This window comes from Sphingomonas sp. BAUL-RG-20F-R05-02, assembly GCF_022662305.1.
Classification (GTDB): domain Bacteria; phylum Pseudomonadota; class Alphaproteobacteria; order Sphingomonadales; family Sphingomonadaceae; genus Sphingomonas.
This window is the reverse complement of sequence record NZ_JAKNQH010000001.1, coordinates 1-15,038: the sequence shown is the minus strand read 5'-3', so window position 1 is coordinate 15,038 and position 15,038 is coordinate 1. Positions and strand designations below refer to the sequence as shown.

At 65.3% G+C, this 15,038-nt stretch carries 12 protein-coding genes, 2 tRNA genes, 1 pseudogene and 1 riboswitch; of the genes and pseudogenes, 10 read left to right on the top strand and 5 right to left on the bottom strand.

Translation table 11 applies throughout. The features are described from left to right. Position 1 precedes the first annotated feature (1 nt). A pseudogene (gene cobF / locus L8F97_RS00075) lies at positions 2–748 on the top strand (precorrin-6A synthase (deacetylating)); the annotation flags it as partial. Beyond that, positions 722–1,390: a 5,6-dimethylbenzimidazole synthase gene (gene bluB, locus L8F97_RS00070; RefSeq protein ID WP_409928997.1), complete on the top strand. Its 669-nt coding sequence runs from the start codon at positions 722–724 to the stop codon at positions 1,388–1,390. The pseudogene cobF and the gene bluB, both read left to right, overlap by 27 nt. Before the next feature lie 13 nt (positions 1,391–1,403). On the opposite strand, the gene L8F97_RS00065 is transcribed toward bluB, so the two are convergent. The 3 genes from L8F97_RS00065 to L8F97_RS00055 form a co-directional block, all read right to left on the bottom strand. Beyond that, entirely contained in the window at positions 1,404–2,441 is a 1,038-nt protein-coding gene (locus tag L8F97_RS00065; protein ID WP_242145969.1) for a HoxN/HupN/NixA family nickel/cobalt transporter, read from the bottom strand. Positions 2,442–2,617: 176 nt separating this feature from the next. Next, a riboswitch (cobalamin riboswitch) is annotated at positions 2,618–2,860 on the bottom strand. Positions 2,861–3,132: 272 nt separating this feature from the next. Next, positions 3,133–3,208, bottom strand: a tRNA-Ala gene (locus L8F97_RS00060). 97 nt (positions 3,209–3,305) lie between these two features. Then, positions 3,306–3,620 (bottom strand): TIGR02300 family protein, encoded by a 315-nt coding sequence (locus tag L8F97_RS00055; RefSeq protein WP_242145968.1) that lies wholly within the window; start codon positions 3,618–3,620, stop codon positions 3,306–3,308. A 120-nt stretch (positions 3,621–3,740) separates the two neighbouring features. On the opposite strand from L8F97_RS00055, the gene aroA reads away from it, so the two are divergent. The 5 genes from aroA (at position 3,741) to L8F97_RS00030 (ending at position 8,603) form a co-directional block, all read left to right on the top strand. After that, complete coding sequence (gene aroA / locus L8F97_RS00050; protein WP_242145967.1) at positions 3,741–5,087, top strand: 3-phosphoshikimate 1-carboxyvinyltransferase; 1,347 nt, start codon at positions 3,741–3,743, stop codon at positions 5,085–5,087. Further along, a complete protein-coding gene (cmk, locus tag L8F97_RS00045; RefSeq protein ID WP_242145966.1) occupies positions 5,084–5,725 on the top strand; it encodes a (d)CMP kinase in 642 nt (213 codons plus the stop codon). Before aroA ends, cmk begins: the two co-directional genes overlap by 4 nt. A 544-nt stretch (positions 5,726–6,269) precedes the next feature. Further along, positions 6,270–7,988: a 30S ribosomal protein S1 gene (rpsA, locus tag L8F97_RS00040; RefSeq protein WP_242145965.1), complete on the top strand. Its 1,719-nt coding sequence runs from the start codon at positions 6,270–6,272 to the stop codon at positions 7,986–7,988. A gap of 201 nt (positions 7,989–8,189) precedes the next feature. Further along, complete coding sequence (locus L8F97_RS00035) at positions 8,190–8,468, top strand: integration host factor subunit beta (RefSeq protein WP_242145964.1); 279 nt, start codon at positions 8,190–8,192, stop codon at positions 8,466–8,468. A 52-nt stretch (positions 8,469–8,520) separates the two neighbouring features. Next, a tRNA-Leu gene (locus L8F97_RS00030) sits at positions 8,521–8,603 on the top strand. Between the two features lie 188 nt (positions 8,604–8,791). Here the strand turns inward: L8F97_RS00030 and L8F97_RS00025 are convergent. Continuing rightward, complete coding sequence (locus L8F97_RS00025) at positions 8,792–9,604, bottom strand: ferredoxin--NADP reductase (protein ID WP_242145963.1); 813 nt, start codon at positions 9,602–9,604, stop codon at positions 8,792–8,794. Between the two features lie 429 nt (positions 9,605–10,033). Here L8F97_RS00025 and L8F97_RS00020 point away from each other — a divergent pair, with 429 nt between their 5' ends. From L8F97_RS00020 to xylA, 3 genes are read left to right on the top strand one after another with little or no spacing between them, the layout of a single operon-like run. Then, on the top strand, positions 10,034–11,119 hold the full coding sequence (locus tag L8F97_RS00020; RefSeq protein WP_242145962.1) for a glycoside hydrolase family 43 protein: 1,086 nt from the start codon (positions 10,034–10,036) through the stop codon (positions 11,117–11,119). 6 nt (positions 11,120–11,125) lie between these two features. Continuing rightward, a complete protein-coding gene (gene xylB, locus L8F97_RS00015; RefSeq protein WP_242145961.1) occupies positions 11,126–12,586 on the top strand; it encodes a xylulokinase in 1,461 nt (486 codons plus the stop codon). Further along, positions 12,586–13,896: a xylose isomerase gene (gene xylA / locus L8F97_RS00010; RefSeq protein ID WP_242145960.1), complete on the top strand. Its 1,311-nt coding sequence runs from the start codon at positions 12,586–12,588 to the stop codon at positions 13,894–13,896. The genes xylB and xylA overlap by 1 nt, the downstream gene beginning before the upstream one ends. Before the next feature lie 139 nt (positions 13,897–14,035). Here the strand turns inward: xylA and L8F97_RS00005 are convergent. After that, positions 14,036–15,038: SGNH/GDSL hydrolase family protein (locus L8F97_RS00005; RefSeq protein WP_242145959.1), on the bottom strand; the 1,003-nt coding region annotated here is incomplete at its 5' end.

Here is a 15,038-nt window from a genome sequence, read left to right as displayed (position 1 = left end):
CGTGATCGATCTCCACCTGATCGGCATCGGTACCGGCGACCCCGCACAGCTGACGGACGCGGCGCGCACGGCGATGAACGCGGCCGACCTCATCCTGTTGCCGCGCAAGGGCGAGCGCGCCTCGGATCTGATGGCGCTGCGGCGGGCAATCTGCGCGGCGGTGCTCACGGGTCCGACGCGGGTCGTCGCGTTCGATCTGCCCGAACGAGACGCTGCGGCGCCCTACCACGCCGCGGTTGAAGCATGGCACGACGGCATCGCGGCCGCGTGGCGGACCCAGATCAGCACGCACCTGCCGGATGGCGGCAGGCTGGCGTTGCTGGTGTGGGGTGACCCTTCGCTGTACGACAGCACGCTGCGCATTGCCGAACGACTGCGGGCGGGCGGTATGGACATGCGGGTGCGCGTTGTGCCGGGTATCACCGCGCTCCAGGCGCTGACCGCCGCGCACGCTATCCCGCTCAACGACCTTGCCGCGCCGGTTCTCATCACGACCGGACGGCGGCTGCGGGACGGCGGCTGGCCGGCGGGCGTCGACACGCTTGCCGTGATGCTCGACGGCGGCGGCGCGTTCGAGACGCTGGATACCGAGGGCATTGAGATCTGGTGGGGCGCTTATCTAGGCATGGCGCAGCAGACGCTCATCGCCGGCCCTTTGCGCGCGGTCGGTCAGGAGATTGTGCTGCGGCGCGCGGCACTGCGGCGCGAACATGGCTGGATCATGGACATCTATCTGCTGCGCCGGAGCCTCGTGCAGAACGAGGCACCTCGTCGGTTCGAGACAGGCCTGACCGATGTACTGCAATGGCGCCGCGACGTGCGCCATTTCCGAGCCGAGCCGGTCGCAGAAGCGGACATGCAGCACCTCCTGCACAGCGCCGCGCTCGCGCCATCGGTCGGCAATGCGCAGCCCTGGCGCTTCGTGCGCGTCCGCTCGCCCGATCTGCGGGAAGCCCTGGCGGACCACGTCGACACCTGTAGCGCGGCTGCGGCGGCTTCGCTGGCGGACGAGGATATCCGGCAACGCTACCGCAGGCTGAAGCTGCACGGCCTCCGGGAGGCGCCCGAGATCATGGCCGTGTTCTCGGACGAAGCGCCAAGTGCAGGAAAACGCCTCGGCATCGCCACCATGCCCGAGGCGTTGCGCTATTCGACCGTGATGGCGATACACACGATGTGGCTCGCCGCAGCCGCGCGCGGCATCGGTCTCGGCTGGGTGTCGATCCTCGACCCGAGCGTCGTCACGGCAATGCTGGACGTGCCGGGGGATTGGACGCTGATCGGCCTGCTCTGCATCGGCTACCCGGCAGAACCCGCGACAGTCCCCGAACTCGAGCGACGCGGCTGGCAGGCGCGCGAGCCGATCGCGGACCGCGTGATCGAGCGCTGACGGGAATGCGCGATCACGCGCCCTGCCGCACCTCGATCTCGTCGAAGCGCTGCCAGCGGAAAATCGCCCAGCTCGCCGCCCAGCACAGCAGGAACAGACCGATAATGCCGAAGCCGAGCAGGTTGAACCGCGCACCGAGATCAGCCGCCGCCGACCAAATGCCGCCGTGCAGGCCCAGCTTGTCGCCCAGCAGCGACAGCGTTTCGATGCCCCCGATCACGATCGCGACCAGCGCGGAGACCGCCGTGATGGTAATGTTGTAGTAGAGTTTGCGGATCGGCTTCACGAACGCCCACTCGTACGCGCCCAGCATGAGGATGCCGTCGGTGGTGTCGACCAGCGCCATACCGGCTGCGAACAACGCCGGCAGCACCAGCACCGGCCCGATCGCGAATGCATGGCTCGCCTGCGCCGCCGACAGGCCGAGGATCGCCACCTCGGTCGCGGTGTCGAAGCCGAGCCCGAACAGGAAGCCTAGCGGGGCCATGTGCCAGCTTGTCGACACGAGCCGGAACAACGGCCGGAACAGCCGCGCAAGCAACCCACGTCCGCCGAGCAGGATGTCGAGATCCTCGTCGACATAGATGCCGCCTGCGCGGACATGCTGGAACGTGCGCCAGACCGCCCGCAGGATGACGAGGTTCATCGCCGCGATCGTGAACAGGAACCCGGCGGACACGATCGTCGCTACCACGCCGCCGGTGGCTTTCAGCGCCTCGAACCGCGCGAGAGCGGAGGCGGTGAAGGCGATGCCGACGGATGCCAGCAGGATGATTGTACTGTGGCCGATGGCGAACCAGAAACCAACGGTAGCGGGCCGCTTTCCGTCCTGCATCAGCTTGCGCGTGACGTTGTCGATCGCGGCGATATGGTCGGCATCGACCGCATGGCGCAGCCCAAGCCCCCACGCCAGCAGCGCGGTACCCAGCATCAGCGGTTGGGCATGGAACAGCGCGAACGCCCATAGCCACGCCGCGACGTTGGCCGCGATCAGGAACGCGTAAAGGCCGCCGATCCGGTGACGGAAAGGTGTCGTATCGATTGGCCGCATCGACCATATCCCCCGGGCGCCGAGCAACGTCGGACAGGGGCGTACCGTCAACGACGGTCGACGCAGCGGACCCGCCGGACGCCCTGCGCCGGACCCACGACACCGATGCGGCCCCCGCCGCTGGTGACGTCGCTCGAACGGACAGGTCCGTGCCACGGCCATCCCCTGGGCCAGGGCGAGAGCGACCGGACGCTGGCAGGTCTCCTGGCTCACGGGTCGTCGCACGCTACACGGCCTTCCCAGGCGCTTACACGATATCGTGTTCGGCCCAGTGGCTGCCCCATCCGAAATCGGACGGAGCGATGTGCATCACACTCGCCGCTTACAGTTGCAGGGACAGCCTCGGCTTCAGGAGGAGGCCTCCCTCACCGCGTTCCCGTTTTAAGCCCGTTACAGGCACCAGCGCGATCATAAGACCGGCGGATTGACCCGCCAGGCTCGCCAACCGCGTAGCCGGATGCGGGAGACACGGCAAGGTCCGCCGCAAGTGACGCAAGCGACAGAATGCATCGTCTGCAAAGCGGCGAACGCAAGCGACGGCACTTCAGCGAAAGCCAAATTCCGCCACAAGGACGCGATTGATCAGCCAACTACCGCCGCGCTTTTGATAAGGCGCAGCGCGATCGGGCTTTTAAGATAACGGTTTATGCTACGTGCGGCGAGCCAAAACCTTGCAACCGCAACGGAGGAATGGTGGAGCCGAGGGGGATCGAACCCCTGACCTTTCGCATGCCATGCGAACGCTCTCCCAGCTGAGCTACGGCCCCATTCGTCCAGGCCTTCCGGCCTTGGGAGGCGACGCCCTAGCCGGGCGTCGCTGGCTTGGCAAGCGGCGAAATCGCCGCTTGCCAGCATTTTTTCAGATCAATGCTCTTCGTCTTCGGTCGGTGCCTCGACCCCGAGATCGTCGTCGCCGCCGAGATCGACCTCGTCATCGGGCGACGGCTCCTCGTCCTCGCCGATGTCCAGCGTCTCGTCGTCACCGCTCAGATCCTCGTCCTTCTTCGCGTCGGGCTTCGGCGCATCGAACGGCAGCGGCTGCTTCGACTTGAGGATCGGCTCGGGCTGCCAAGTCGACCCGCATTCGATGCAGGTGACGGGATCGTCCTTGCCGAGATCATAGAAACGCGTTGCGCATTTCGGGCACGAGCGCTTCGTGCCCCATTCCGGCTTAATCATGTGCCGAGTGGACCTTTCAATCTGATAATACCCTGCGGGTGTCGTCGTCAAAGTGGCGCGCGCCTTGCCATAGCGCAAGGGCGCTGTCAAAAGCCCGGACCCGCAGATACTCGGAAACACATGCCCCACCCTACTCCCTCGCCGCGTGAGATCTTCGCCTCCGGCCCACTGACCGGCCACGTTGCCGTACCCGGCGACAAGTCGATCAGCCACCGCGCGCTGATGTTCTCTGCGCTGGCGGTCGGCGAGAGCCGCGTTGAAGGGCTGCTGGAGGGGGAGGACGTGCTCGCCACCGCCGCCGCGCTGCGTGCGATGGGCGCGCAGATAGAACGTGGCGCGGACGGCATCTGGCGCATTCACGGCGTCGGCGTGGGCGGGCTGCTCCAACCGCAGGGCGCGCTGGAGATGGGCAATTCCGGCACCTCGACCCGGCTGCTGATGGGGCTGGTCGCGAGCCATGCCATCACTGCCGCATTCACCGGCGACGCCTCGCTCACCAAACGACCGATGGGCCGGGTGATCGAGCCGCTGTCGCGGATGGGTGCCGAGTTTACCGCATATCCCGGCGGTCGCCTGCCGCTGATCCTGCGCGGTATCAATCCGGCGGTTCCGATCGACTATACGTTGCCGGTCGCGTCGGCACAGGTGAAGTCGGCCGTACTGCTCGCCGGCCTCAACACGCCCGGGATCACGCGCGTGATCGAGCCGATCGCGACGCGCGATCACAGCGAGCGGATGCTGCGCGGGTTCGGCGCTACCGTGACCGTGGAGGATGATGCCGCGGGCAAGATCATCGCGATCACGGGTGAGGCCGAGCTGCGCCCACAACGGATCGTCGTACCGGGTGATCCATCGTCCGCCGCGTTCCTCGTCGTCGCGGCGACGATCGTGCCGGGATCAGACGTGGTGGTCGAGAACGTCGGCCTCAATCCGACGCGGGCGGGCATCTTGACCGCGCTGCGCATGATGGGCGCCGATATCACCGAACTGAACCCGCGCGAGGTCGGCGGCGAACCGGTCGCGGACCTGCGCGTCCGCCATGCGCATTTGCGCGCGATCGAGGTGCCGGCAGAACTCGCGCCGAGCATGATCGACGAATATCCGATCCTGTTTGTGGCCGCAGCGTTTGCCGAGGGCCGCACGGTTGCGCGCGGCGCGCACGAATTGCGGGTTAAGGAGTCCGACCGGATCGCCGCGATGGCGGCCGCGCTCGGCGCGTGCGGCGTGCGGACGGAGGAGTATCAAGACGGGCTCTGCGTACAGGGCAATGGCGGCGGCGCGATCGCGGGTGGCGGGACGGTGGAGACTCACCTCGATCACCGTATCGCGATGAGCATGGCGATCGCCGCGCTCAACGCCCGCGCCTCGATCACGCTTGACGACGCATCGCCGATCGCGACGAGCTATCCCGTCTTTTTCCAGTCGCTCGATCTGTTGCGCGGCGAAACCTTGGTGCCTGCCGCATGATTATCGCTGTCGATGGACCCGCCGCCTCCGGCAAAGGCACGATCGCACGCGCGCTCGCCACGCATTATCGCCTGCCTTATCTAGACACCGGCCTGTTGTACCGCGCAGTCGCGGCAAATGTGACGCGGCACGAGCTCGATCCCGCCATTGAGGCCGATGCGGTCGCGGCCTGCGATTTCGATGAGAGCCTGCTGGCCGATCCGGTGCTGCGCGACGACGAAATGGGCAAATGTGCGTCGGTCGTGTCGGCGCACCCGCTGGTGCGCGCGGCGTTGCTGCACCGGCAGCGCCGCTTCGCCAACCAGCCGGGTGGCGCGGTGCTGGACGGGCGCGACATCGGCACGGTGATCGCGCCAGACGCAGACGCCAAGCTGTTCGTCAAGGCGACCCCGACGATCCGAGCGCGCCGCCGCCATGCCGAACTGCGCGAGCGTGGCGGTCAGGTCAGCATGGACAAGGTGCTGGCCGACATCCGCGCACGTGACCAGCGGGACTCGATGCGGTCGAGCGCACCGCTGGTGGCGGCGAACGACGCCGCACTGCTCGATACCAGTTTCCTTTCGATCGAGGCTGCCGTCAAACGCGCGGTCGAACTCGTCGATCGACAAGTCAAACTGAAAGCGGAACGCGCGCAATAGACTGCCGGTCGAGTGCTTCTGGTAAGGGAAGCGGCGTTGTTTGCCGCCGCTTCCGGTCGCGTTCAGATCGCCGCCAGCGCCGGGCCGATCAACCGGTCCAACTCCGCGTCGCGCCGCGCCCGTTCCAGCAACACCCCGCTCACGCGAACCTCAAGCGCAACCACAGTTCCCCGCCTGCATCGCAGCATCATTACGCACCCTCTCCACAGCCCGTTTTCTTAGCCGGTTATCACCGACGGCACAGGCTCCGCTTCTGCCCCCCCGGCAGTCAACGCTGTACTTAAGCGGAGGTGTAACGATAAAGGACGCCACCTTGCTATCGTTCGCGCTACCCGCTATGAGCATTGGGTCCGGCGGGCAGGTGCTCGCGGAGGAAGGCGCGGAGGTTTGTCCTCCTGCGCCCTTTTCGCTTTGAAAGGGTCATCCTCCGCTTCATTGGTTTGCCAGGATGCCGCGACGGCATGAGGCTTTCGCGGCGGATCGGCTAGAAGACCGCCGGATACAACCGGCCGGCCGGAACAGAAGACTAGGAACCCTCTCCTTTATGGCGACTCTCGCATCCCCCTCCCGCGACGATTTCGCGGCTCTCCTCGAACAGACGCTCGGCGGCGCCGACAGCTTTGAAGGCCGCGTCGTCAAGGGCACCGTCACCGGCATCGAGAACGATCTCGCCGTGATCGACGTCGGCCTCAAGTCCGAGGGCCGCGTGCCGCTGCGCGAATTCGCAGCGCCGGGCCAGAAGGCCGATCTCAAGGTTGGCGACGAAGTCGAAGTCTATGTCGATCGCGTCGAGAACGTGCACGGCGAAGCGATGCTGTCGCGCGATCGCGCCCGCCGCGAAGCCGCATGGGACACGCTCGAGACCGAATTCGCCAAGACCGCACGCGTCGAGGGCGTCATCTTCGGCCGCGTCAAGGGCGGCTTCACCGTCGACCTCAACGGCGCCGTGGCGTTCCTGCCCGGTTCGCAGGTCGATATCCGTCCGGTGCGCGACGTCACGCCGCTGATGGACATCCCCCAGCCCTTCCAGATCCTCAAGATGGACCGCAAGCGCGGCAACATCGTCGTGTCGCGTCGCGCGATCCTCGAGGAAACCCGCGCCGAGCAGCGTTCGGGCCTGATCCTCAGCCTCGCCGAGGGTCAGATCATCGACGGCGTCGTCAAGAACATCACCGATTACGGTGCGTTCGTCGACCTGGGCGGTATCGATGGCCTGCTGCACGTCACCGATCTCAGCTACAAGCGCGTCGGCCATCCTTCGGAAGTTCTCAACATTGGCGATACCGTCAAGGTTCAGATCATCCGCATCAACAAGGACACGCAGCGCATCTCGCTCGGCATGAAGCAGCTCGAGAGCGATCCGTGGGATGGTGCATCGGCCAAGTATCCGGTCGGCGCGAAGCTCACCGGCCGCGTCACGAACATCACCGAATATGGTGCGTTCGTCGAGCTGGAAGCGGGCATCGAGGGTCTCGTCCACGTGTCCGAAATGTCGTGGACCAAGAAGAACGTCCATCCCGGCAAGATCGTCTCGACCAGCCAAGAAGTCGATGTCGTCGTGCTCGAGGTCGATCCCGACAAGCGCCGCATCTCGCTCGGCCTCAAGCAGGCCCAGGCCAATCCGTGGGAGGCCTTCCTGGAGGCGCATCCGATCGGTTCGACCGTCGAGGGCGAAGTCAAGAACGCAACCGAGTTCGGCCTGTTCATCGGTCTGGACAACGACGTCGACGGCATGGTCCACATGTCGGACATCGCCTGGGGCGTTTCGGGCGAGGACGCACTTAACCTGCACCGCAAGGGCGAGGTCGTTCAGGCGGTCGTGCTCGACATCGATGCCGAGAAGGAGCGTATCTCGCTTGGCATGAAGCAGCTTGAGCGTGGCGCGCCGTCGGGTGCCCCGGCATCGGGCGGTGGTTCGGGTTCGGGCCTGAACAAGAACGCGGTCGTCACCGTGACGGTTCTCGAAGTTCGCGATGCGGGCCTCGAGGTTCAGGTCGGCGACGATGGCGCGACTGGCTTCATCAAGCGCACCGATCTTGGCCGTGACCGCGACGAGCAGCGTCCGGAGCGGTTCCAGGTCGGCCAGAAGTTCGATGCGATGGTAACCGGCTTCGATCGTTCGAAGAAGCCGACCTTCTCGGTCAAGGCAATGCAGATCTCCGAAGAGAAGCAGGCCGTGGCGCAGTACGGTTCGTCCGACTCGGGCGCGTCGCTGGGCGACATTCTCGGCCTCGCGCTCAAGGCGCGCGACGAGAAGCGCTGAACTTGATGTGAAAGGTGGCCGACAAAATCGGCCACCGAAATAATCCTGAATGGGACCGGACGCGAAAGTAAGACGCGTTCGGTCCCATTTTGCGTTTACATTCGGGTGGATTGATCTAAGTGTATGCAGGAGATGCGCGCCGAAAGGGGATGATCGACGCGGCATTCTGCTTCGATTCGCCTCTCGGGAGCTTAGAGCGCAATGATTCGATCGGAACTGGTCCAGATGCTGGCCGACGAAAATCCCGATCTTGCGCTGCGTGACATCGAGGCGATCGTCACCACGTTTTTCGACGAGATCTGCAAGCGGCTTGCTGCCGGGGGCCGAGTCGAACTGCGCGGCTTTGGTGCCTTTTCAACGCGCGCCCGCGACGCTCGCACGGGTCGCAATCCACGCACGGGCGAAGTGGTCGACGTCACTGCCAAACGGGTGCCGTATTTCAAACCGGGCAAAGAAATGCGCCTGCGACTTAACGTCTGAGACATCATCGTCTTGACGACTGGCGCATCCTGCGGTTTGGCGGGTCGCACATGCGGACGTGGCGAAATCGGTAGACGCAGGAGACTTAAAATCTCCCTCTTCGGAGTGCGGGTTCGAGTCCCGCCGTCCGCACCACCTCAGGGGGCCATCGCGCCTCAACACTTCGCGACGGCCTCGCGCGGCACCTCTCTCGACCTCAGCTAACATCACAACGCCGCGCCACCGCCTTGTCAGCGGCAGCGCCTCCGACACTGCCAGGCTCGGTTGAGGTCGTCTATCTCACGATACGCACAAGTCACGATCGGAGCTGCGGCGCAGGCGCCTCAGCCGACGAAGGCGCGTTCGATTACAAAATGGCCCGGGTTGGCGTTCGAGCCTTCGCTGAAGCCTTCCGATTCCAGCATCGTGGCGAATTCGTGGATCATCGCATTGCTGCCACACAGCATGACCCGGTCGGTTTCCGGATCGAGCTTGTTGGCGCCGACGAGGTCCTTGAACAGCGTGCCGTCCTCGATCAGGCCGTTGATGCGCTTCGACGTGTGGAACGGCTCGCGCGTGACGGTCGGGATATAGTGAAACTGCTCGGCAGCCTGATCCGCGACGAGCGGATCATCGGCGAGACGGCCGGCGAGTTCGTCGTGATAGGCGAGATCGCTGACTCGGCGCACGCTGTGGACGACGATGATCTGCGAGAAGCGATCATACACGTCGGGATCGCGGATCAGGCTGAGGAATGGCGCAAGGCCGGTTCCGGTCGAGAGCAGGAACAGCCGGCTTCCGGGCAGCAGCGCATCACACACCAAAGTGCCGACGGGTTTGCGCGCCAGGTAAAGTTGATCGCCCGGTTGGATCGCCTGCAACCGCGAGGTGAGCGGACCGTCCTGGACCTTGATCGATAGAAATTCGAGCTCCTCGGCATAGGCCGGGCTTGCGATTGAATAGGCGCGCATCAGCGGCTTGGCGCCGTCATCGAGGCCAATCATCACGAACTCGCCCGAGCGGAAGCGCAGCGACGCCGGCCGTTCGATCGCAAAGCTGAACAGATGCTCGTTCCAATGGCGCACCCAATTCACCGCGACGGCGTGGAAGCTGGTATGTTCGGGCAGCAGGCGCGGCGTTTGGGCAGGCGCGTTCATGAGGCAGGTTCCGTTTCGTCTAATCAGGGCTCACGGCTGAACGACCGGCCGCGCTGGCGGCGCTGCGTCGCCGCGAGCGTAACCCGCAGCGCTCTACAGACCCGCCCGGCAACGTCAACCGCCCCTGCCTGCCTTTTCGCGAACCCATCGCAACAGGCTGGGTGGCGTACTTCTCCGCAAAGGCGCGCGCGATCACATGGTCGCCAAGCTCCCCGACCCCCGGAGACACCGCGAAGCCGCGCTCGTCGAGAAGTATGAAAAGATCGGCGTGCATCGCCGCGCTGCCGCTTCATTCCACGGGCGGCGGCATTGCTATGGGGGCAGAAAAGCCTGCCCACACGGCGTTGCCACAGCCGATTTTCGCGGATATGGTAGCGCTATCTATTCAATGCGAGCCTCACGAGAAGGCTAAAGAGGGTGATGAACGGCATGACATTTCGCAAAAGCCTGATGGTCGCCGCGCTGCTGTGCGCGGGCGCGACCGCCGCAACCGCTCAAAACGGTGGCGCGGATAAATCCAAGTTCCTGTCGCAGCCGCTGGTCACGTCTATCTATACCGCCGACCCTTCGGCGCACGTCTTCAACGGCAAGATCTACGTCTATCCGTCGCACGACGTGCCGACCGATACGCCCGACGACGATCTCGGCAACGAATATGCCATGCATGACTATCGCGTGTTGCGCATGGACAAGATCGGCGGTCCAGTCACGATCGGCCCGGTCGCGCTCGACGCCAAGGACGTGCCGTGGGTGTCCAAGCAGATGTGGGCGCCCGATGCCGCCTACAAGAACGGCACCTACTATCTGTACTTCCCCGCCCGCGACAAATCCAAGGACAAGAACGGTCTCGGCGCATTCAAGATCGGCGTCGCCACCTCGAAGAACCCGATGGGCCCGTTCAAGGCCGATCCCAAGCCGATCGCCGGCAGCTTCTCGATGGACCCGGCGGTGTTCACCGATAACGACGGCAAGACCTACATGTATTTCGGCGGTATCTGGGGTGGCCAGCTCCAGCGCTGGAAGAACGGCGTGTATGATCCCAACGGCAGCGATACCGATCTGCTGAAGGACGACCAGCCCGCGCTGTCGGGTCAGGTCGTGCGGATGAACGCGGACATGAAGAGCTTTGCCGAGAAGCCGCGCAATGCGGTGATCCTCGGTGCCGATGGCCAGCCGGTGAAGGGCGGCGAGCATGACAAGCGCTTCTTCGAAGGCTCGTGGATGTTCAAGCGCGGCGGCACCTATTATTACACGTATTCGACCGGCGACACGCACTTCCTCGCCTATGCGACCGGCACCAGCCCTTATGGTCCGTTCAAATATCGCGGGCATTTCCTGCTGCCGGTGCAGGGCTGGACGACGCATCATTCGATCATCCAGGACGCCGGCAAGTGGTGGCTGTTCTATGCGGACACGCAGCTCAGCAACAAGAACCACCTGCGCAACGTCAAGGTGACCGAGCTGTTCTTCAATCCCGATGGTTCAATCAAGACCATCGATCCGATGGTGAAATAAACCCGCATGTTCCTCGGCATCGATATTGGCACGTCGGGCGTAAAGGCCGTCGTGATAGACGTACATGGCACGGTGATCGGGCAAGGCACCGCCCCGCTCACTGTGCAGCGTCCGCAGCCTTTGTGGTCGGAGCAGGACCCGGATAGCTGGTGGACGGCGACCACCGCCGCCGTGCAGGCGATCGACGCGGACGTGCGGCGCGGCGTGCGCGGCATCGGCCTCGCCGGGCATATGCACGGCGCGACCCTGCTCGGCGCGGACGACAAGCCGCTGCGGCCCGCGATCCTGTGGAACGACGGCCGCAGCGCCGCCGAATGTGCCGAGCTGGAGGCGGCGACGCCGGCGTTCCGCACGATCGGCGGCAACATCGTCATGCCCGGCTTCACCGCGCCGAAGCTGGCGTGGGTGCGCAAGCATGAGCCGGAGGTGTTCGCCAAGACCCGGCTGGTGTTGCTGCCCAAGGATTATGTGCGGCTGTTGATGACCGGCGAAAAGGCATCGGACATGTCCGATGCCGCCGGCACGCTGTGGCTGGACGTGGCTGGCCGCACGTGGAGCGACGAACTGCTCGCCGCGTGCGGGCTGGACGTCAGCCAGATGCCCGCGCTGGTCGAAGGTCCGGACGCAACCAGACGGCTGAGCGCGGCGGTTTCCGAACTGTGGGGCGTGCCGCAGGTGCCGGTCGCGGGCGGCGGCGGCGACAATGCGGCGGGCGCGGCTGGCGTCGGTGTGGTCAAGGATGGCGATGCGTTGCTGTCGCTCGGCACGTCGGGCGTGATCTTCGTCGCGAACGACCGGTTCAGGCCCAATCCTGCCAGCGCGGTGCATGCCTTCTGTCACTGCCTGCCTAAGATGTGGCACCAGATGGCGGTGCACCTCTCCGCTGCATCCTGCATCGACTGGGTGGCGCGGCTGACCGGTGCGGCCGGCGCCGCCGACCTGTTCGCGCGCGCCGAAACCGTCGGACCGGCGAGCGGCCCGGAGCTGTTCCTCCCCTATCTGTCGGGCGAACGTACCCCGCATAACGATGCCGAGGTGCGCGGCGCGTTCCTCCGCCTCGACAACGATACCGGGCCGGAGCGGCTTGCGCAGGCGGTGCTGGAAGGCGTGGCGTTCGCGCTCGCTGACGGGCTCGACGCGCTGCGCGGTGCCGGCACCGAGGTGAAGCAATTGTCGGTAATCGGCGGCGGCGCGCGCTCGCGCTACTGGGGGCAGACGCTGGCCGCCGCACTCAACACGCCGCTGGTCTATCTGCAGGGCGGCGAGGTCGGTCCCGCGCTCGGTGCCGCCCGGCTCGCGCAGCTTGCCGTCGATGGCGGCAGCCCGGCGGAGGTCTGCGTCGCACCACCGGTCGCGCATATTATCGAACCCGACGCATCGCTGGTTGACCGGCTCGCTCCGAAGCTCGACGCGTTCCGCCAAGCCTATTCCAAAATCTCCCCTCTCAACGCATCCAGGAGTGCCTGATGGCCATCGACTATTTCGCCAATATCCCGAAGATCACGTACGAAGGCCCGGACAGCACTAACGAGCTGGCCTATCGGTTCTACGACAAGGACAAGATGGTCCTCGGCAAGCGCATGGAGGATCACCTCCGCTTCGCCGCATGCTTCTGGCATACCTTCTGCTGGCCGGGCAGCGACGTGTTCGGCGGCGGCACCTTCAACCGCCCGTGGCATGCCGGCGCCAACGACAGCGCCGCCGCCACGATGAAGCGTGAGGTCGCGTTCGACTTCTTCCAGAAGCTCGACCTGCCGTTCTACTGCTTTCACGACGTCGACGTGATGGCCGATGCCAAGAACGTCACCGAGCATCGCCAGTTCTTCGCCGAAGCGGTCGACCACCTCGAGAAATTGCAGGCTTCATCGGGCCGCAAGTTGCTGTGGGGTACCGCCAACCTGTTCAGCCACCCGCGCTTCGCCGCCGGCGGCGCGACCAATCCCGACCCCGAGGTCTATGCATTCGGCGCGATGCAGGTGCGTGACGCACTTGAGGCGACGCATCGGCTCGGCGGCTCGAACTACGTTTTGTGGGGTGGTCGCGAGGGTTACGAGACGCTGCTCAACACCGATCTTAAGCGCGAACTCGACAATTTCGGGCGTTTCTTGAGCCTCGTCGTCGAGCACAAGCACAAGATCGGCTTCAAGGGCACGATCCTGATCGAACCGAAGCCGCACGAGCCGACCAAGCACCAGTACGACTTCGACACCGCAACGGTGTACGGCTTCCTCAAGCGCTATGGCCTCGAGAACGAAGTGCGCGTCAACATCGAGGCGAACCACGCGACCCTCGCCGGTCACACGTTCGAGCATGAGATCGCCACCGCCAACGCGCTCGGCCTGTTCGGCTCGATCGACGCCAACCGGGGCGATCATCAGAACGGCTGGGATACCGACCAATTCCCCAACTCGGCGGAAGAGCTGACGCTGGCGATGGTCGAGATCATCCGCGCCGGTGGCTTCACCGATGGCGGCTTTAACTTCGATTCGAAGGTGCGGCGCCAGTCGATGGACCCGGTCGACCTGTTCTACGGCCATATTGGCGGCGTCGACACGGTGGCGCGCGGCCTGCTCGCGGCGGCCGCACTGATCGAGGACGGTCGCGTCGACCAGATCAAGACCGAACGCTACGCCGGCTGGACGGGCGACCTCGGCACGCAGATCGGTGGATTGGACCTTGCTGGCATCGCCGACCTCGCAGTCGAGAAGCAGCTTGATCCCAAGCCGCGGTCGGGCCAGCAGGAGCGACTGGAGAACCTCGTCAACCGCTTCGTGTGATCGGGTGGGGAGGGTTGCCCCTCCCCGTCCTCTCCACAACAGCAGGCCCGGAACCGTGTGGTTCCGGGCCTGCTTTCATTTGGTGCAGGGTGTTGCCCGCGGCGAACGGGCCGAGCTGAACGCTTGCTCTCCGCGAACGTTACCGTAGCAGCGCCAGCGGCACTGCATCACCCATCGCCTTGTAGCCGGCGGGGCCGGGATGCAGGTGATCGCCTGAATCGAACGCTGCCGCGAGGCGCGACGGATTTGCGGGATCGCGCGTCACCTTGTCGAAATCGACCACGCCGTCGAAGTGGCCGGGCGCACGGATCCAGCTATTGATCGCTTGGCGGTCGGCCTCGCTGCCTGCGTCGGGGTGGTAGTAGTCGCTGCCCATATATGGCGTGAGCGTCGCACCATAGACCTTGATCCCACGCGCATGCGCCCGCTCGACGATTTGCGCGTACCCCGCCGTCAGTTGCGCGACGAAGGCGCGGCGCTGTTCGGGTGTCTTCGCCTCGAGTCGGGTGAAGGTACCGAGATCATTGATCCCTTCCAGCAGGATGACGGAGCGCACACCCGGCAGCGCCAGCACGTCGCGGTCGAGCCGCGACACCGCGTTCGGTCCGAGCCCGTCGAGCAAAACGCGGTTGCCACCGATCCCTTCATTCAGCACCGCCGTTTGCCCGCCGAGCCGCCGCGCCAGCACGTCCGTCCAGCGATCGTTGCCGTTCGTGGTGGCGCCGTGGCCGTCCGTAATCGAGTCGCCCAGCGCGACGACGCCATTCGGTGCCGCGCACCGCTGCACCTCCACGCCGGATAGCATGTACCAGTGGTCGAACTTGGTCGCGCGGGGCAGGCTTTCCGCCCCGACACTGTCGCCGGGCGCGAGATACGAGGTCGCGCGCGACCCCGGGTGGGTCGTCTGGCTCGCCACATCGCCGTTGACGCGCAGGGAGATGGCGAGATCGTCGAACGCGGCAAGATCGAGCGACACAGGGTCCGACAGCCAGTCGCCGCCGGCCGGGATGGTGATGCTGTTCATGCCTGAGAATGTCAGCGTTCGCCGCGATGCGGCGACGATGCGATCGCTGTGGTTGTCGGCGGAACGCGCCACGCCCGCACCAAGGATGACGAGCGGCTCCCGCCCGAACGCGTTGGAA